The sequence below is a fragment of the Eilatimonas milleporae genome (assembly GCF_003688555.1).
Classification (GTDB): domain Bacteria; phylum Pseudomonadota; class Alphaproteobacteria; order Sphingomonadales; family Kordiimonadaceae; genus Eilatimonas; species Eilatimonas milleporae.
The window spans coordinates 47121-66834 of the sequence record NZ_REFR01000017.1; the positions used below are offsets into that span (position 1 = coordinate 47121).

The following is a 19714-nucleotide window of genomic DNA, read 5'->3' on the forward strand; positions in this document are numbered from 1 at the left end:
CCGCTCCCCCTCCAAGACCGGGGCAGACGGAAAGTGTGCGGTGCGTCAAAAAAAATTCATCAATGCGGATCGGTGGCGGCGTCTTCGATCCAGATCAGACCGGGCGGCGAGGATTCGCGGATACGCGCGCCCGTCAGGGTGTGCACAGCAGTCAGGAACGCCGCCTGTTCGGTGACGTCGAAGGCACCCGACAGGCGGAAGGACCGCAACGCCGGATCGGCGATTTTGATTTTCGTTTCGCTGTATCGGTTGAATTCGCTCACCGCGTCTTCAAGGGTTTCATCGTCGAATTCGATCCGGCCTTCCAGCCATGCGGGCGTGGTGGCCGACTTCAGGGGCCGGGGGGCCGGTGTTGCCGCACGCGGGACGATATCGACAAATTCGCCCGGGGTGACATTGGCACTGGCAAAGGCGGCGCTTTCCTGGGCAACCTCCACCAGGCCTTCATGCACGGCCACGCGGACCGTCCGGTTTTTCTTGTGCACTTCGAATGCGGTGCCAAGGGCTTTGGCGTGTATGTCGTTCACCGTGACGATGAAGGGTTTGTCCGGATTGTGCGCGACATCGACAAACACCTGGCCCCGGTCCAGCTGGACGCGGCGGTCCCACAGCGAATAATCGACCCGTACGCGCGTTCCCGTGTTCAGATACAGACCGGAAGCATCCGCCAGGCGGATTTCCCGGATCTCGCCGACAGCTGTTTCGTAAATCGCCGGGGGTCTCAGCCGTGCGTCATAAAGCAGGATGCCGGCCGCCAGAACCACCATTGCCGCAAGGGCCATGCCTGCGACCCTGCGGACAAGCCGCGGCGGCTGAACCGGACGGGGTTTCGCGCGGCGGGCATCCGCCCTGGCCGCCGCGATGGTCGGCGACGCGGCGGCATATCCGGATTGCTGCCATGCGGACTGCACCTCCTCGAAGGCGCGGCGGTTGGCCGGGGTTTCCGCCAGCCATGCCTCCAGCGCTTTCCGCGTTTGTCCGGACGGCGCGTTTTGCAGCGCAAGCAGCCATTCTGCCGCTTTTTCAAGACGGGTCACCATATTTCCGTCAGTCGGCCGTGTGTTCATATGTCTGTCGCCGGTGTAATGCGATGCCAACAATCGCTTTCTTGATATGCGCGCGGACCATGCTGACCGAAAGATCAAGCTGCCGCGCGATGGCCGCATAGGACCTGTTCTCGAAACGGTGCAGCAGAAAAACCTGTCGCGTCACGGGCGGCAGTGCCATCAGGGCCTCGGTGATTGTGCGCAATTCCTGACGGTTTGCAATCACATGTTCCGGATCGGCGGCAGGGGTGTCACAGGCGAAAGCGTCGACATCCTCGACCGTGGATATCAGTGACGGTGCCTTGCGGGCCAGCCGGTCCGATATGACGTTGGCGGCGGCTGCTTTCAGAAAGGCCATGGGGTTCCGAATGGCCCTGCCGTTGCAGTATTTCACCAGTTTCAGAAAAACGTCCTGGATGACGTCTTCCACATCCGCCGGGTCCATCCGGCGGGCCTGCAGATGTGTGCGCAGGCGCAGGCGGTATTTCCGGTAAATGGTATCCAGTTCATTCATGACAGGCATACCCATCAGCTTGCGCGCCGCCCTGATCGGGAGACGCCCGGCGCCCCAAAAAGCCGGCTTCATTGGCCGGCAGGCACGGGTGTTTCATGATGTTGTGTCCCGTGCCTTGGCAAAACGCTGTCAGAAAAATTTTTCAGAAAAGCGACACTGCCCCATCTTCAACCCTTCCCTGTGACCTTTCCCGTTGGGGTGAAGGTCATGAAAACCCTGTGGGGAACCGCACGATCCTGGCGTGTCTCACCGGATCGGGAAATCGAAATAGGTGTCGGGATAGGGTTCCGTCTTCAGTGTGAAATGCCACCATTCTTTCGGGTAATTCCGAAAGCCGTGCTTTTCCAGAACCTGTTTCAGCAGCAACCGGTTGGCCCGGGCCTGCGGGGCGATGGCGCGGTGGGCCGTGTGCGAGGTTTCGTCGAAATAATCGAAAGGCCCGCCCATGGACAGGCCGTCAATCGTCAGGTCAAGCGTGCTGCCGCGTGAGTGGCCCGATTGTTCCGCGATATAGCCTTGCGGAAACAGATCGGCCTTGGACAGTCTGGGATAATAGGCCGTTTTGGTACCCGTATCCTCCGCGTCCCGCGACCACCGCACAAAATGATCGACGGCCCGCTGCGGCCGGTAACAGTCAAACACTTTCAGGCGCAGTCCGAAGGCGTCCAGTGCCCGCTGTGCTTTTGCCAGCGCGGTTGCCGCCTCTGTCGTCAGGATGCAGCGCCCGCTGTCGTATCCGTCAACCCGCGTGCCCGTGAAATTATTGTCGGTGGCATAGCGCATATCGACCAGAATATCCGGCGCCACATCATGGATGTCGACGAACCCGGCGGGCAGGGCGGAATTGACGGCAACAGCGATCAATAGGGCTTTCATGGCCGCAAGCATGCCATAAAGCGCCACAGCCGTGGATAAAAATGCCAGCCCTGACGAAAAAGCCGGGTCTGCTTTGCCCCCATGGGCGCGGTCGCGCGGGCCGGGCGAAGACACTGATCGGACCAGCCTGCGGGGTACTGGTCTCCGCAAGTGCCGGCCGGCGTGACTGACTGGTCAGTCACGCCGTTTCGCGCGTTGGCCTGCCGCGACGCCGGCGGCGGTTAGTCGGCCTTTATTATCTGTCGTTGACGCAGGATGCCCGCAGCCGCCCTTTGCCGCTGGCGGCGGCGACGCTGTTCCACAATGTCGGGCAGTTGGCGTGGGCCGGCAATGTCTGCGACCAGCCGGAGGGCGGCCCGAACACTTCAAGCGTTTTGGCGTCGCCCGGTTTCCAGGCCGCCCACGGCGGCGACGTGGGCGCAACGGCGAAAGCACGCCAGGCCGTTGCCATCCGGGCTGAAACCGCGCGGTCGTCCGCCGTCCCGCCGTCCTCGTTCAGAAGCGGCGACTGGAAGACATACAGCAGTTCGGCGCCGTGGCAGACCAGTCCGTTCTCAGGGGCGCAGGTCGGGTTGGGATTGCCGTTCATGTCCCTGGGATACAGATTGACGGGCGGAACCTTGGTGAACAGATAGGCATAGTCATTGTCGGCGGCATTGGCGGCCGCATTGGTATTGCCGCAGTAAAAGGCGAAATCGGTGATCACATTGGCAAGGGTGCCGGCCACATCCGCCGTGTCTTTGTAATAGGTCGGGAAATTCTGATCCTTGGGTGCGTATGGCTGGTGTGTGGACGGCGGCGGGTTGTCATTGTTTTTGCAGGCCTCGATGGCGTCTTTGTGCACTGGGCTCAGGCCTCGCAGCAGCCATCCGTAATTTGTCTTGTTCAGTTTGCTGCCGGCCCCGGCCTGCGCCATGGAGGCGAAGATCGCGCCCTCATCCCTGTTCACCCCGAAGATAAAGGGCACCTTGGTGAAACTGCCGTGCTGATAGGCTTCATAAGGCTGGTGGGTGACCGCGATGGGGTCGGACGCCGTGCCGGTGACCGTCGGCGTCCAGGGCAGAAACATCTTGACCAGATTGTTGCCGATGGGCAGGGCGTTTGCATTCGGTAAGGCCGTCGCGCCCGCTTTCGGCACGGCGCCGCCGGGCGTCACCGTCAGCAGATTGGTCGGCAGGGTCGGCCCTGTTTCGGATGCGTCCCCCAGAACGCCCCCCGGCACCTGATATGTGACGATATCCTCATAAGATGCGTCGGCCAGTGCCTTGGCCTTTTGCGCCGATGTGCATCTTTTGCGTCCCGTTGTTCCCTTGCACAGCCTTTCGGCGAAGCTGTCGCCGCTGGACCGTGCGTTGCGCAAATTCCGGTACACATAATTCATCGGATTGCTTTCCATGATGCCGGCGCGGAACTTGCCCTGTGCCTGCGGTACGGTGAACATGTGCAGGCCGACGGACATGGCGCCGGCGCTTTCGCCGAATATGGTGATCCGGTCCGGGTCGCCGCCGAATGCGCGGATATTCCGCCGCACCCAGTTCAGGGCCAGAAGCTGGTCATGCAGTCCCTGATTGCCGTTATATCTGGTCTTCCGGTCCAGGTTGACGGCCAGAAACCCGAGCGCGCCGAGCCGGTAATTCAGTGTGACGACGATCACCTCGCCCGTCGCGGCCAGCGGACCGCCGTCATACAGATAGGAATCCTCCGATGCCTTGACGCTGCTGGAGCCCGCGATGAAGGCCCCGCCATGGATGAACACCATCACCGGCAGGCTGTCGCCGGACGGATCGCCGGGGGTGAAGACATTGACGAACAGACAATCCTCACTCATCTCCAGCGCCGTGCCGGCTTGCGGGCAGGACGGGCCGAAATCGGTGGCCTGATAGGGATTGTCGGCGGTGTGTTGTTTCGGGTCGTAACTGTAGGGTGTCGCATAGCGCCAGCGCTGCGACCGGGCATAGCGGATGCCCAGGTGGCGTACGGTGGATGTGGTCTTCGGGGTGCCGGACGGCGGGGTGTAATATGTGGTGGCGGCATCCCGGCCGCAGATCACGGCCCCATTGTCCAGCATGATTTCCGTCCCCGCCATGCAGGCCGGCTTCAGCGGTGCCTGCTGCGCGGTGCCTGCCGCCGGCACCGCCAGCATCAGGCCGGCCGCTGTCAGGCAGCCGAATATCCAGGTGCGTGTCTTATCTCCGTGCATATGCTTATCCCCCTTGAAAAATCCGCAGGCATTGCGGGACCCCTCCTCGATCCCGCCGGAAATTTCTCCGAACCGGAAAACGCCGGCCGTGCCTGTGTGCCGGCGTCTCGGCAGCTTTCCACCGCCATGACGAAATATACAATTATTAAGATTATATATCACGATCATACCTGTTTATCGTGTTTTTAATACAAGATATGGCAAATAGCGGCCCTCTGGACCGGAAAGCTGTCTGTCGGATGGGGTGCCCGTGTTGGTGGAGGCCGCCCCGGACCGCGATCTTGCCCTCAGCGGCGCTTGCGGTAAAAGCTGACTGACCAGTCAGTCAGACGGCTTTCTACAATGTCGGAAAATAAACGAAACCATTGCATGGCATGGCCAGGGCCATGTTTCCCGTTGCCTATATGGCCGTCAGGGATCGCGGGGTACAATCCACATCTGTCAGAACAGCGGTCTGCGGGCGGTACGGCCACAATGCCCGCTCCATATGACACGCTGTTAAATGCTGACACCGTATGGTGGTTTCGAAATATTGCCATTCTATAATGTAGTAAAAACACTTTTTAAGTGTTCTTTGATGGTTTTTCATGCAGTTGCGACCATTCAAAATATATTTTTGATTATATTCGGGCTTAAACAGGCCACCCTTTCACAGCGGAGGACTGCGGGATCACCACGGCGGCGTATGCGATATGGCGTTCACAGGTTTTTGCTTTTGAGTTTCATTAGAATAATATTTACTACTTTTAATAAGTAAAAATTCGCATAAATGACTCTTAATAGTTGAATTTTCATGATAAAAAATCCCCGCAACTCGGAAATTCCCGCGGTAGGGGTATTTCTCCACATCAACCCTAGAAACTTGTTCTGAAAGGACACGTCATGGACGATCTACAGAAGGTTGTGAGCGACCTGGAGCAATTGGATACGGCAACTGTTTGGGACAGTGGTGCGCTTGTAACCCTTTCCGGAACCAAGCAATTTATCTGCAGTGACGTTCTGGCCCAGCCTATGCTGCTGGTTCTCTACAATGCGTCGCAGACGGATGAGGATATAGCGGTCAGCGTGCAGTTGAATAATGCCAAATTCGGCAGTTTCAACGTACCGGGCACCACCGGGAATCAGGGGCTGGCAACGGCTATCGGCATTGACGGCGCCAAGGGCCTTGGCAACGGTACGAAAGTGGACAACATCACCATCCAGCTTGATCTTGGCGCTGATCCGCAGGCAGAAATCAACGCCTATCTTCTCAGCGCCGGGTACCCGCGCGACGGATTGCAGCCGCCGTCGCCCTCAAACTTCATGAACACGGAAATTACGCGGCAGGACTATCAGAGCGCGACAAAGCTGCCATTCCAGACGAATTTTGAACGGTTTTTCTTTGTGCCGCCAAGCCGTTCCGGCCAGATTTTGGTCGGCGCCGGCGCGCAGGATGCGTTCCCTTACTACATGTACCAGTCCGGCGGGTTTATCATTCAGCAGCTGAATGCGCCTCAAGGATCGCAGGGCCCTAGGTATGAGCCTTTCGACGACGACAACAAAATTAACGTGACCAGAAGCGCCGCGTCCAGCTCGTCGAAGCTTTTCAATCGCTTCGGTGACGGCACGCAGATCGTCATTGGAAACGGTGCCAGCGCCCAGGATGTCTCTGGCGGCGGTTTCTTTGTACAGGCCCGTTTCTAAGGGCGGTTCCTGACCCCTCTGTCCATCACCCTCCGGACAGGCAGTCATATCCGGATGGTGGTGGAGCAAGCCTTCCGGAGCGCGGCGCATGCCGCGCTCCGGTTCCCGCCGTGATGCTATCGGTTTTCGCACAGAGCGCGGAACAGAGGGCACATATGCCTGGGCGGATGGTGTGTGTGCACAGTGTGCGGTGCCGGGTCCCTGAAAACATGGGCGACTGCCCTTTATATTCCTTGTACTTCATCCGGTGTCGAGCGGTGTTCGGCCAATAAAGCTGTACTAAAATGAATAAAGACAGCCAAAATTGACACCCGATAGACACCTGGGGTAGCATCCCGCCATCAGTGTGCGTCTGCGTGCGGCCTGTTTCCGTGTCTTGCGGGGACTGCGCCGCCGGATTTTGCGGCGCGCCGCGATGCGGGGGGTTTTGCCGGCCTGTCTGTTTCTCGCCGATGGATATTATCCGTGAATATCCTGCGTTCATATTGCCCCCATTGGACTCCGCGCCGCGAACCGGCGGTTTGAAACGGAATCCGTACCGGGGGGAACGGCATATGGGCGATTGTGGAAAAGCACCTGTTTTCAAGATGGCCGGATGGTCTGTTTTCAGAACGCTTGTTTGCGGTCTGTTTCTGTTGCTCGCCGGGTGTGGCGACGGTGACAGCGGTGGTGCCGGCCGGTCTCCGGAACCGGTTTACGACATTCTGATCACCGGCGGCGTCCTCTATGACGGGTCCGGCGGGCCGGGTTTCGAGGCGGATCTGGCCGTCACCGGGGACCGCATCGCCGCCATCGGCGATTTGGCCGGGGCGTCGGCCACCCTTGAAATCGACGCGCGCGGCCGTGCCGTATCGCCCGGTTTCGTCAATATGCTCAGCTGGGCGCCCGGCGCCCTGATGATGGACGGGCGCGGCCTCAGCGATGTGGTCCAGGGCGTCACGCTCGAAGTGTTCGGCGAGGGCTGGTCCATGGGGCCGCTGTCGGACCGGTCGCGGGCGGCGATTGCCGGCATCGTACCGGACGCCGATGCCTTTGCCGGCCAGTGGACGACACTGGGTGAATATCTGGACTGGCTGACGGCGCGCGGTGTGTCGCCGAATGTGGCCTCATTCGTCGGCGCGACCACGGTACGCATCAACCATATCGGGTTCGAGGACCGCCCGCCGACCGCTGCCGAACTGGACGCCATGCGGGCCGAGGTGGCGTTGGCCATGGAAGAAGGCGCCATGGGCGTCGGTTCGTCCCTGATTTATCCCCCGGCCTTCTATGCCGATACGGCGGAGCTGATCGCCCTGGCTGAAGTCGCCGGGCGCCATGGCGGCATCTATACCTCGCACATGCGCTCGGAAGCGGGGCGGTTGCTTGAATCGGTCGATGAACTGATCGCTATCGCCCGCGCGGCGCGCGTTCCCGCCAATATCTACCATCTGAAGGCGGCTGGCCGGGCCAATTGGGACAAGCTTGACGCCGTCTTCGCCAGGATCGAGGCGGCGCGCGCCGAAGGCCTGCGGATCACGGCGGACATGTATCCCTATATTGCCGGGGCGACCGGCCTGACGGCAACGGCACCGCCATGGGCGCAGGAAGGTGGGCTCGCCGCCTTTATCGCCCGTATCCGGGACCCTGAGACACGGGCCCGGATCATTGCCGACATGCGCACGCCGACCCCGGACTGGGAACAGATGCTAACGCTTGCCGACGGGGACGGCATCATCCTGCTCGGCTTTGAAAAGGCGGCGCTGAAACCGCTGACCGGCAAAACCCTGGCGGCGGTCGCGGCAGAACGCGGCACAAGTCTTGAGGACACGGCCCTCGATCTGATCGCCGAGGATGAAAGCCGCGTCGCCGCCGCCTATTTCATGATGTCGGAGGACAATGTCGCCAGGCAACTGACCCGGCCCTGGGTGGCCGTCAACAGCGATGCGGAAGCCTCCGCCCCCGAAGGCGCGTTTCTGGAACGCAGCACCCATCCGCGCGCCTATGGCACCTTTGCCCGCATCCTTGCCAAATATGTCCGCGAGGACGGTGTCCTGACCCTGCCGGATGCCGTTCACCGCATGACGGCGTTGCCCGCCGGCAACCTCGGTATCCGTGACCGTGGCCGGCTGGCCGAGGGCTTTCATGCCGATATTGTGGTCTTCGATCCCGCCAGCGTGCAGGATCATGCCACATTCACGCAGCCGTTCCAGCTGGCGACCGGTGTTGATCATGTGTTCATCAACGGCGTTCAGGTCATCCGGGACGGCAGTCATACAGGCGCGCTGCCCGGCCGTGTGGTGCGCGGCCCCGGTTACCGCCCCGCCGGTGGAACGGAGACCGGCGGGTAAAGGGGACGGACCGACCCCGTCATTCTATCAAATTCTGTCACTCTACAAATCAGGAAGGATGCATTCATGACGCTGTCATCCGTGATCATCCGTGGATTGGCCCTCGCCATGTCGGTACAGGCCGTAGCCATACAGACCAACGCGTTACAAACCAGTGCACTACAGGCACAGGCGCAGCCCGCCCCGTCACAATCCACCGCGTCACAATCCGCCCCGTCTGCACCGATGGAATCCGACAGGGGTACGGCACTTGAGCGCCCTGAGGGGCTCGACCCGCTGGCCTATGAGGACACCACCCGTCTGGAAGGATATCTGGACGGCCTTGTCGCGGCGGCGATGCGGGAACACGGGATCGTCGGTGCCAGTGTCTCGGTCGTGCGCGGCGACGATATGCTGCTGTTGAAGGGATACGGCCTTGCCGACCGGGAAACGGCCGTCCCGGTCGACCCGGCGCGCCATCTGTTCCGCATCGGGTCGATTTCGAAAACCTTTACCTTCACCGCACTGATGCAACTGGTCGAGGACGGGCTTGTCGATCTGGACGCGGATGTGAACACCTATCTGACGGCCTTCAAAATTCCCGATGCTTTCGGCGCGCCGGTCCGCATCCGCGATCTGTTCACCCACCGTCCGGGGTTTGAGGAGGTTTACAAGGATCTGTTCGTCGAAACGGCGGACGCGTTTTACCCGCTTGAAGACTGGCTCGCGGCTACGGTTCCGGCCCGTGTGTTTCCCGCCGGACAGGTGACCAGCTATTCCAACTGGGGCGCCGCCCTGGCCGGCTATATCGTCCAGACCGTCTCGGGCACACGGTATGAAACCTATCTCCGGGACAGGGTGCTCGCCCCCCTCGGCATGGGGACGACAACCGCAGGCCAGCCCCTGGGCGACGGTCATCCGCAAACGATGCCCCCCCACCTCGTCAATGATCTGGCGACCGTCTATAGCTGGCGGGACGGCTATTACCGGAAACATCCTTTTGAATATATTGTCGGTGCGCCTGCCGGGTCCCTGTCATCCACGGCCCGTGACATGGCGCGCTATATGCGGGCCCATTTGTCCGGCGGAACGCTGGACGGGGTCCGCATTCTTGACCGCGCCACGGCGGAAAGGATGCGCGTGCGGCCCTATCCCGGACGCCCCAGCGCCGACTACGCCCTCGGGTTCCGGACCGCGACCATCGCCGGCTATCCCACGCTGGAACATGGCGGCGCCACGCTGACATCCTATGCCGCCATGATCATGGTGCCGGACCTGGGGCTCGGCGTTTTCATGGCCGTGAACGGCGCCGCCTCGGCCCTGGCGCCGCAGAAGACCGCCAGCCTCCTGATTGCCGAAATGATCGCGCACATGACCGGCGGGGCCAGTATACAAAAGCCCGCCGCGCTGGCGATGACGGCCGCCGACGCCGTACCCTTTTCCGGAACCTATATGACCACGCGCCGCTCCTACACCGGGTTGGCCAAGCTGTTCGCCATGCCGACCGGCGCCGCGACGGTGGCATCCTCGCCCGGCGGCGGGCTGCTTGTGGCTGGCGCCGATGGGGTGACGGACTATGTGCGCACCGGACCCACCGCCTTCCGCGCACGCGACGGGCACAGTGTCATTTCCTTTGAACTGGACGATACCGGCCGCGCCATCCGCTACTACGGCGATTACGGCCATGTGGCCATGGACAGAATGCCGTCGGATGCGAACCCGCAGACATTCTATCTCGCCATCGCTCTGGCCGGGCTGTTCGCCATGACCCAGCTGATCGCGGCCTGGAAACGCCGCGCGGACGGCACGCCTGCCTCTCCCTGGGCCGCGCGGCTGTCATGGGGCAGTGTGCTGACGGCCGGTGTTGTCCTGACGGTGCTGCTGCTTCTGATGGTCGCCACCACCGAGGCCACGGCCCTCGGCCGGGCGGTCATCTTTTCCTGGCCCACACAGGGGATCGTTCTGCTGTTATATGCCGCTCTGCTGCTGGTCGCATGCACCGCGGCGCTGGTTGCCGGCCTGATACCGGCGATCACCATGGCGCGCCTGACGATCTGGCGGCAGGTCCATTACGTCCTGTTCGTGACGGCGCTGGTCTATCTGCTGATACAGTTCAACAACTGGAACATGATCGGCTTCAGATTTTAACGGGACTGTCAGGCGGCGCGTGCGGTGCGCCGACGGGTCATGCTCCCACACACGGGGGCGGCTGTGTCTATCCCTGTGCCGCCCGTTTGACCGGGCGGTCGGGGAAGGAATGGCAGGTATCGCCCAATGATGGGCCGCGTGACTGACTGGTCAGTCACGCGGGGTCTCCAATGGCCCATACAGGGCCCCGAAATGGTACATTTGCCCAGAGCTCTTTCGTGATTTCTGAGCCCTTTCATGATCTGCGATGGATGAACGCGACAGCATGACGCGTTCCCGCTGACGCGGTACCCACCGGGTGGGCAGACCCTTGGGCGGTTTGGCGCGACCCGCTTCAGCCGTGATTCATGGTATCCGAAAGCGCCGGGCATCTAAAAAAGGCCGTTCATATAGGCCTTCCTGTGTGCGATGGGTCGCCGCATGAAGGGGTATCAGGCCGCTTTCTCAGGTCCGAGTTTTTCGAAATACTCCAGACTGTCGGCCAGCGTGATCACATCGGCGTAACGCCGGCCCACATCCAGAAGATTGGCCTTGTGCGGGCCTTCCTCCATGTCGCCCACACAGTCCTCCGGCACCATTGTGCGGAAACCGTGCGAAAAGCTGTCATTGATGGTGGCGCGTACACAGCCGCTCGTGGTGCAGCCGGTCACGAACACGGTGTCGACCCGCTGTTTGGTGAGGAAGGTGACCAGCGGTGTACCGAAAAACATCGAGGGTGCCGATTTGGTGAAGGCGAAGTCATAGTCCTTGTCATGGGTCTTTGGTTCAAACTCGGTGGACGGATCGCCGTAAAACATGCCCTCATACAGCATCGGCACCTTCCAGTAGGACATGTCCTTTTCACTGCCCCAGGCCACATTGCACACCGCCACCGGGATACCGCGCGACCGGGCCTGTTTCAGCAGGATGGCCGTGTTGTCCACGGCACGGTGAATATGAGGGGAAATCCCGGCGGGATATTCGGGCCGGGTGAAGCCGACCTGAAAGTCCACCACAATCACCGCGGGCCGCGTGCCGAAGCCGATCCCGGCCTTGCCGTAACCGACAGTGTCAAACCGATCAGACATGAGTAAGGTCTCCTTTTCCATGCAAGGTGATGCGTGACCGCGCTATGCGGCCGGTGTCATGGCGAATGTCCGGTACCGTCCCTGACAGGGCGGGCCGAAACAGACATGCAGACGGCCCGCCGACGGTTCCGCCACCAGCGAGGCAACCGTCATCCACTGATCCCCGTCATATTCGGATACTTTGGCCCGGTGACGGCAGATGCTGCTCGGATAATTGTGGTGGTCGCGCAAAACGTCCTTGGCCGCGGCAACCAGATCGCCGGTGGCATCGATATCGTCCAGCAGTTTCCGGCCCGCCTCGTACCGGGCCTCGGAATCCGGCAGGATGGCCAGCAGCCGTTCGTCTGCTTTCAGTGCGTCACACAGATAATGGTTGGTATGGAACAGGCGGTCGCCTTCGGGTTCGATCGTCTCGACCCTGTCCACCGTCTGCTCCAGATCGCGGATGTCACCGGTCCCGTCCGTCAGCAGCAGGTTGATGGTCGACGCCCGTCTGAGGGCGCGGATGCGGGCTTCCGCCGCGCGGGCGGACCGTTGTTCCAGCGCCAGGCGGCAGACCAGATAACGCGGAAAACCGATACGCCAGCCGGGTGACAGCAGGGCATTGCCGAAAACGCTGACACCATGGCTGTTAAAGCCCAGATAGCCGATCATGCCGGGATAATAGGTATACATCAGGATACTTGGACCATTGGCCGGCACCATCCGGACCACCAGCCCCAGACGGACATGGTCTTCCACCGTGTCCACATTCTGCCCGGTGACCATATGCCCGTCCGTGCCGCGCACGGCCAGTGACGAACATCCGTCGCCGCCGCGTCCGTCAAAACCCACCGCTTCGAACCGAAGCTGCAGCAGCAGGGCGTCCGCCATTGGAATGCCGGCGCTTTCGGCAAGACCTTCCAGTTCATCGGCCAGATGCGGTGCGTCCTGCAGGATGGACGGCAAATAGGCGAGCGCCCGTTCGCGCGCCTGATCCAGGGGGGCGATGCGCGACGCTTCGGATGCGACAAGGTCCAGCGCCTCGCCGATGCCGGGCCGGCATTCCTCGCCCAGTTGACGGCCCATGTCGCGGTTGGTGCCGCTGACCGTGACAATTCGGGTTTCCCCCGTCCTGAAGGCGGTTTTTTCACTGCTGTGCATGGCCCGCATACTCTCCTTGCGGCCGGTGTCACAGGCCGCGCCCCGGCCCGGTCGGCCGGCTTAATATCTGACGGTCAGTTCAATGCCGTATGTACGTGGCAGCCCCCGGTGGGCAAAATTCAGCAGCGCCTGCGCCGGTGTGTCGGGGCCCGGTGTCTGGGTGTAGGAGATGATGTTTTCCACATTATATTCTTCATCGAAGAGATTGCGGGCCCAGGCCGTGATGGACCACCAGTCCTTCTGAAAACCCAGCCGCACATTGACCAGATCGACGGGATCGCGCACCGTAACCGCCCCGGACCCGCCGTTGATATCCCAGGGTGTTTCGCCGATGCGCTGATAATCGACCCGGCTGATCAGCTCCAGATCGTCCTGAACGGGATAGTTGAACTGCCCGCCGACATTCAATGTCGTCTCCGGCACGGAGGGAACGGCATTGCCCTCGGCGAAGGGGTTTGCGTCAAAACGTTCGACAGTGGCATCGGTATAGCCGAAAGCCGCGTTCAGGGTCAGATAGTCATTGGCGGCCCAGATGGCCTCCGCCTCAAATCCCTTCAGTTCCGTTTCGTCAATATTGGTACGGGCGCGGGTCGATGTCACCGGCGTGAACTCAAACACCTGGGAGTTTTCCGTTTTCGTCAGGAAGACCGTGCCGTTGAACTGCACGGCACCGTCGAACAGTTGCGACTTGAAGCCGGCCTCCCAGCCTTTCACCACCTCTTCGTCATAGGTGTCGAAGATATTCACACTGTCCGGATCAAGGGCGGCAAAGTCGAATGCCAGCACGGTCGCGCGGGTGCCGGGGGCGTTGAAGCCGCCGGCCCGGAACCCCTCGCCGTAACTGGCAAAGAAAGTGACGGTGTCCGTTGCGGTCCAGCGCAGGGAAACCCTCGGCTGGAAACGGTCGAAGCTCTCCTCGCGGACAAGACCGTCAAATCCGGCCAGCGTCGGCAGGCCGGCGAAATTGGAATCCAGAAGGTTGGTGGCCGTACGGTCTTCCGAGTCCCAGCGCCCGGACAGAGCCAGTTCCAGCCTTGGCGTGATATCGTAGAAAAGCTGACCGTAGAAGGACAGGACATCGGCTTCCGTCAACTGGTCTTCGGTCACATTGAAAGTCTGCGGTCCCGGATTGATCAGAGAGATTTCACCGTTATTGCTGTCTTCCTGCAACGATACGAAGACCGACCGCTCAATGTCGGCCACATAGGTTCCGACGCTCCACTCCAGCTTTTCGCCGATGTCGCCGGACAGGCGGGCCTCGAACGTCATGGATTCTCCATTGCGTTCCTGAAAGGCGATGGTGCCCGGCGCCGGTGTATAACCGACCAGGCCGAAATCATTGTTTGCATTGCCGTCGGCGCCGACCCCTTCAAAGCCGAAGGCCGTATTGATGATGAAATCGGAGCCGAGCGCGTTGTCGTTCTGATTATAGCCGCCGGCTATGAAAAGATCGGCAAAGCCAAGGTCCCATTCCAGCTTGGCGATGAGGTTCAGCCGCTCCGCCGGGTTGATGGATTCCACATTGGGCGCGAACGCCAGACTGGTGTCGTTCACATTGATGCCGTCAGCAAATTGCGGCTGGATGTTGGGGAAAAACGCCGTCTGGAAATTGAAGTTTATGGCGCTGCCCTGAATATCGGCATATTCCGCCGATACATCCAGTGACACATCGGATGACGGTTCCCACAACACGCGTCCGCGCAGGCGCGTCTCCTCGTAAAAGTCCACCTGTCCGCCCAGGAATTCATTATCGAAAAACCCGTCCCGGTCCGTGTAGGACGCCGCCAGGTTGGCATAAAGCTGGTCCTGCACCAGCGGCCCGCTGACAAAGCCGGACATGCGCATATGCCCCCCATTGCCAATTTCCGCCGTGGCGCGGGCTTCCAGATCGTTTGAAGGACGTTTGGTGGTGATAAGGATGGCGCCGCCCACGGCATTCCGCCCGTAAAGGGAACTGACCGGCCCCTTGACCACTTCGATCTGCTGAATGGCGACCAGATCCCTGTTCAGGGCGTACGGGTCCGGCTGCAATACGCCGTCGACGACAAGGGCGTAAGACGGGTCGACGTCGCGGGCGTTGATGACGCCGCGGATGATCACCTGGGTGTCACCCGCTTCCGCCGTGTCCAGCATCAGGACATTGGGAACAAGCTGGGCGAAATCCGTCGGGCGCTGAATACCCGCTTTTTGAATGGTATCCTCGGAAAAGGCCGACACCGTGATCGGCGCATCCTTCAGGGACTCCTGCGTGCGCCGCGCCGTGATGAGGATTTCATCAATGGCGAAAGCCCCGCTGTCCTCGTCCATGGACTGCGCGCCGTCGGCCCCGTTGGTTTCCTGTGTGCTTTCCTGTGCGGCGGCCGGCTGCGTGGCCCCCAGGCTCAAGGCCGTCATCAGCGCCGTGATGGACGCGGATGCGGTTAACGTTGTTTTCAGACCAAACATTCAACCCCTCCCAGATTATGCCTGTTTGATGTGTCGGCGGTCCGGCCCAGTGGACTGCCGTGTTGTTCAGGGCCGGCATGCCTCGCGGCCCGCCGGCCCTGTTTCAGCCGTGCATCGCGACGGTCTCCTTCAGGGCGCCGTTTTTCGCCGCCCGGTCGGCGTTGTCCGCGGCAGACCGGGAAAAGGCCGGCGCACGCGGCGGTTCCAACCCGGTGTCCGCCTTGCAGCGGTCGCGCAGGGTCTCCACCGTGCCGCCGAAATCGAACAGGCCGGGCGTGCCGGCCTCCGCGGCCATCTGTTTGCGCAGCGCCTGTGTCGCCACGTCATCGACGGTGTGGCCATCCCCCCCGGTCACCACGCCATAGCGCCGCGCGCCGTCGGGCGTGATCAGACCGGATTCCAGGTCGTGGATAACGGCGTCAAGGTCCCGTTCCAGCGGATTGCCCCAGCCGCCGCCGCCCCAGGTCTCGAAGAGGACATAGTCGCCGGCGTCCACCATGACATTGTCGCACTTGGCCGGCAGCAGTGTCTCGCTGCCATCGGCGCGGATCAGGGTTTTACGGCTGCGCTGGCCGGGCTGGCCGCCCTTGACCCCCCATGGATAGGTGAACCAGCGGTCGTCATGGATCGATACGCGGCCGGGCCGCAGAAACCGGTAGCCCACGCGCATACCGTTGCCGCCCCGGTGCTGTCCGGGGCCGCCGCTGTCCGGTATGGTTTCGCTGACCTCGATACGGACGGGAAAGTAGCTTTCCACGAACTCGTTCGGGATATTGATGAATTTGGGCCAAAGCGAATGGCCGTCCGGTCCGTCGCCTGACGGTTTGCCGGGGATGCCGCCAAAGCCGATCTGGAAAAACAGGAACCATTTTTCATTTTCGTCCAGACCGGAATACATGAAATGCGGACTGGACGAGAAACCGGCGGCGCAGAGATAATCGGGATTGGCACTGCCGAAAAGGCCGCTGATGATGTCGAAAATACGCCCCAGGGCATGAGTGCGCCCGTTCAGCGCGGCGGGCCGCCTTGGCGCCAGCAGCGTACCGTCGGGGATGCGTACCTCCATCAGGTCGAAAAAGCCGTCATTCAGCAGAATATCGGGATCGAACATCATCACCATGAACTGGCCACAGAACATTTTGAACATCTGGTCGCTGAGCAGCAGGTTGATACAGCCCAGCGATTGCGGGTCGGTGCGGCCGAAGTCGAAGATCATCCTGTCGCCCTCGCGCCACATGTCGCAGGCGATCCTGTAAGGCCCCATGCCGAGACCGTCGTCACAGACATAATCCTCGAAGCTGACCTTGCGTTCCGGCACGGTGGTGCGGATCAGATGCCGCATGGACCGGCGGTTGCGGTCCAGCAGTTCCTCGAGGGCGGAAACAAAGACGTCCACACCGTAACGGTCCGCCATTTCCAGGCAGCGGTTGCCGCCGGCGCGGCATGCCGCGACGATGGCGTTGAAGTCACTCTCATTCCATTGCGGGACCCGGCAATTGTGCAGAATGATCTTCATCACATCCGTTTGCAGCTTGCCCTTGGAGAAGATTTTCACCGGCGGGATGACGATCCCCTCTTCATACAGGTCCACCGAGTCCACCGGCATGCTGCCGGGAACTTTTCCGCCGATATCCGTCATGTGCCCGAACATGGCCGACCAGTTGATCAGGCGGCCGTCCTTGAAAATCGGCATGCAGACCAACCAGTCATTGGCATGACTGATGGAACCCTTGCAGGCATAGGGGTCCGAGGTCAGCATGATATCGCCTTCCTCGATCTCGCCGTCATACAGGTCCATGAAGCCCTTGACCGGTGACCCGAACTGACCGGCCACCAGGCGCCCCCTGCGGTCGGTGATGACGGGGAAACCGTCGCGCTGCTCGCGGATGATCGGCGACATGGCCGTACGGAACAGCAGGGCATCCATCTGCCCGCGCGCGCTGACCAGGCCGTTTTCAATCAGGTCCAGCGTGATGGGATCAACGTCGGCTTTTTCAAATGGCGCGGTGTTCGGCTCGATAAGCGTGGCCATTGTCTCTCTCTCCCTTGCGCTACGCGTCCGGACGGATCAGGATATTGCCGAAGTCATCGATCTCGCCGGTATGACCGGGCAGGATCAGCGTTGTGGAATCCATTTCGGTGACGATGGCGGGGCCCGGCACCCTGTTGCCGGCTTTCAGTTTGCTCCGGTCGTAAATGGTGGCGGGCACGTCCTCGCCGTCGACGAAAATCTGCGTGTCCTGTGTCCGGGCCGCGCCGCAGTCCGGGCCGCCGGCCTCGATTTTTTGCGCGGCGGCGATGGGGGCGGCGCCTTCGACGACGGCGCGCAGATTGATGAACTCATGCTCGCTGTCCAGCCTGAAGGTGTAGAGCTTTTCATGCTCCGCATCGAAATGGTCGCGGATGACGCCAAGCCCTTCCCGCTCAAGCCGGTCCGGGTCCACCGGGACCGTCAGTTGCAGCGCCTGCCCGTGATAGCGGACATCGGCCTCGCACATGACGGTCTGTTCGCTGCGGGGGACGTTGTCCTTGTCCAGTGTCTTCGCCGCCCGTTCCGCCAGGCCCTTCAGGGTGCTGACCAGATCCGGCACGGACACGTCGCCAAACCGCGAGATCAGGGTCTGCGATGCCTCATCCCTGAGGCGGGTGGTGGCATCGCCGCTGGCGCACAGCACACCGGGACCGCGCGGAATGATAACGGGCCAGCAGCCAAGCAGTTTGCCCAGCGCGTTGCCGTGCAGCGGCCCCGCGCCGCCAAAGCCCATCAGGGCAAAGTCGCGCGGATCAAATCCCTGTTCGACCGATACCAGCCGCAGGGCACCGAACATATTTTCATTGACGATATCGATGATACCGGCGGCGGCCTGTTTGATCGTCATCCCCAATGCGTCGGCGATTTTTTTCACCGCGGCCTCCGCTTTCGGTCTGTCGATGGCCATATCGCCGCCAAGCTGGGATTCGGCCGGCAGATAACCCAGTACCACATTGGCATCGGTCACTGTCGGCTCCTCGCCGCCCTTGCAATAGGCCGCCGGACCGGGAACGGCGCCGGCGCTTTGCGGGCCCACCCGCAGCGCTTTTGTCAGTTCGGGCACATGGGCGATCGATCCGCCGCCGGCACCGACGGTGCTGATATCGACCGACGATGCTCGCACGGTCACATCCCCCACCGTCGTCTCCCGCCTGAGGCGGGCCTTGCCGTCCTTGACCAGCGCGACATCGGTGGATGTGCCCCCCATGTCGAACGTGATGATGTTTTCAAACCCGGCCTGTCTGGCCACCCACAGGGCCCCGGACACGCCGCCGGCCGGGCCGCTCATCAGCAGGTTCACGGGATAGTCGGCGGCGGCATCGGCGGACGACAGGCCACCGTCGGACCGCAGAATGCTGAGCGAAACGCCGTCCATGCGGCTGTCCAGCTCCCCGTTCAGATTCCGGATGTATTTGCTGACGGCGGGACGTACGAAGGAATTGGCGACCGTTGTCACCGCCCGTTCATATTCCTGCATTTCGGGGATCACATCCGATGAAATGGAAACCTCGATCCCCGGCAGTTCGGCCCTGACGATATCGCGCACCTGACGCTCATGGTCGCCATTGGCGAAGGAATTGATCAGACATATGGTCACCGCTTCCACGCCGTCGCGGCGGAAAACATCCAGCCGGGCCCGGATCGTGTCGGTGTCGACCGGTCTGATGACGCTGCCGTCGGCCCCGATACGCTCGTCCACCTCGACCGTCCATTTCAGCGGGGCCATCGGGGCGCTCTTGTTGTAGATGACCCATCCGCCCAGTCCGCCCGGTATAAAGGACCGCGCGATGTGCAGGATCTGCCGGTATCCCTTTGTCGTGATCAGGCCGACCTTGGCGCCGTTGCCGGTCAGGACGGCATTGGTCGCAACCGTGGTGCCGTGCATCACATAGTCGATGTCCGACGGGTCGATCCGGGCCTGCTCGCAGATGCGGTTGATACCGTTCAGGACCCCTATGGATGAGTCATGGGGCGTCGAGGGAACCTTGGCGGCATAGACTGTCGCAGTTGCCTGATCGATCAGGGTCAGATCGGTAAACGTCCCACCCACATCAGCACCCAGTCGATAAACCATCGACACACCTCCCCACGCGTCACGAAATTTTTCCTAATATGAAACATTTTTCATTGTGGGTCAATAGTTCGAATAAATTGTATTAGTTCGAACAAAAGTGATCGACGACGCTGGGGGCGGCTGGTAATTTGAAGATGCAGTGACCCGCCAGACTGCTGCAAAACGAACCCCTGCAAAACA

At 61.4% G+C, this 19714-nt stretch carries 12 protein-coding genes; 3 read left to right on the plus strand and 9 right to left on the minus strand.

The features are described 5' to 3' along the window. Positions 1-59 precede the first annotated feature (59 nt). From BXY39_RS18645 to BXY39_RS18660, 4 genes are all read right to left on the minus strand, one after another. The gene (locus BXY39_RS18645) at positions 60-1067 is read right to left on the minus strand and encodes a FecR family protein (protein WP_170163962.1); all 1008 of its coding nucleotides are present in this window, start codon (positions 1065-1067) and stop codon (positions 60-62) included. Continuing rightward, positions 1048-1560, minus strand: coding sequence for an RNA polymerase sigma factor (locus BXY39_RS18650; RefSeq protein ID WP_170163963.1), 513 nt, complete (start codon positions 1558-1560; stop codon positions 1048-1050). Before BXY39_RS18650 ends, BXY39_RS18645 begins: the two co-directional genes overlap by 20 nt. A 246-nt stretch (positions 1561-1806) precedes the next feature. Then, positions 1807-2436 (minus strand): M15 family metallopeptidase, encoded by a 630-nt coding sequence (locus BXY39_RS18655; protein WP_245999507.1) that lies wholly within the window; start codon positions 2434-2436, stop codon positions 1807-1809. Between the two features lie 235 nt (positions 2437-2671). After that, the gene (locus tag BXY39_RS18660) at positions 2672-4636 is read right to left on the minus strand and encodes a carboxylesterase family protein (protein WP_147453644.1); all 1965 of its coding nucleotides are present in this window, start codon (positions 4634-4636) and stop codon (positions 2672-2674) included. An 882-nt stretch (positions 4637-5518) separates the two neighbouring features. On the opposite strand from BXY39_RS18660, the gene BXY39_RS18665 reads away from it, so the two are divergent. From BXY39_RS18665 to BXY39_RS18675, 3 genes are all read left to right on the plus strand, one after another. After that, positions 5519-6319 (plus strand): hypothetical protein, encoded by an 801-nt coding sequence (locus BXY39_RS18665; protein WP_121940426.1) that lies wholly within the window; start codon positions 5519-5521, stop codon positions 6317-6319. Between the two features lie 554 nt (positions 6320-6873). After that, a complete protein-coding gene (locus tag BXY39_RS18670) occupies positions 6874-8646 on the plus strand; it encodes an N-acyl-D-amino-acid deacylase family protein (RefSeq protein ID WP_211332347.1) in 1773 nt (590 codons plus the stop codon). A gap of 66 nt (positions 8647-8712) precedes the next feature. Then, the gene (locus BXY39_RS18675; RefSeq protein ID WP_121940428.1) at positions 8713-10773 is read left to right on the plus strand and encodes a serine hydrolase domain-containing protein; all 2061 of its coding nucleotides are present in this window, start codon (positions 8713-8715) and stop codon (positions 10771-10773) included. 431 nt (positions 10774-11204) lie between these two features. Here BXY39_RS18675 and BXY39_RS18680 read toward each other — a convergent pair whose 3' ends face one another. The 5 genes from BXY39_RS18680 to BXY39_RS18700 form a co-directional block, all read right to left on the minus strand. After that, positions 11205-11840: an isochorismatase family protein gene (locus BXY39_RS18680; RefSeq protein ID WP_211332348.1), complete on the minus strand. Its 636-nt coding sequence runs from the start codon at positions 11838-11840 to the stop codon at positions 11205-11207. Positions 11841-11882: 42 nt separating this feature from the next. Then, the gene (locus BXY39_RS18685; RefSeq protein WP_170163964.1) at positions 11883-12983 is read right to left on the minus strand and encodes a C45 family autoproteolytic acyltransferase/hydrolase; all 1101 of its coding nucleotides are present in this window, start codon (positions 12981-12983) and stop codon (positions 11883-11885) included. 60 nt (positions 12984-13043) lie between these two features. Next, positions 13044-15428 carry a TonB-dependent receptor gene (locus BXY39_RS18690; protein ID WP_121940431.1) on the minus strand — a complete coding sequence of 795 codons (2385 nt, stop codon included), beginning with the start codon at positions 15426-15428 and terminating at the stop codon, positions 13044-13046. Between the two features lie 103 nt (positions 15429-15531). Further along, entirely contained in the window at positions 15532-17460 is a 1929-nt protein-coding gene (locus BXY39_RS18695) for a hydantoinase B/oxoprolinase family protein (protein ID WP_121940432.1), read from the minus strand. A 19-nt stretch (positions 17461-17479) separates the two neighbouring features. Further along, positions 17480-19534 (minus strand): hydantoinase/oxoprolinase family protein, encoded by a 2055-nt coding sequence (locus BXY39_RS18700; protein ID WP_121940433.1) that lies wholly within the window; start codon positions 19532-19534, stop codon positions 17480-17482. Positions 19535-19714: the final 180 nt, after the last annotated feature.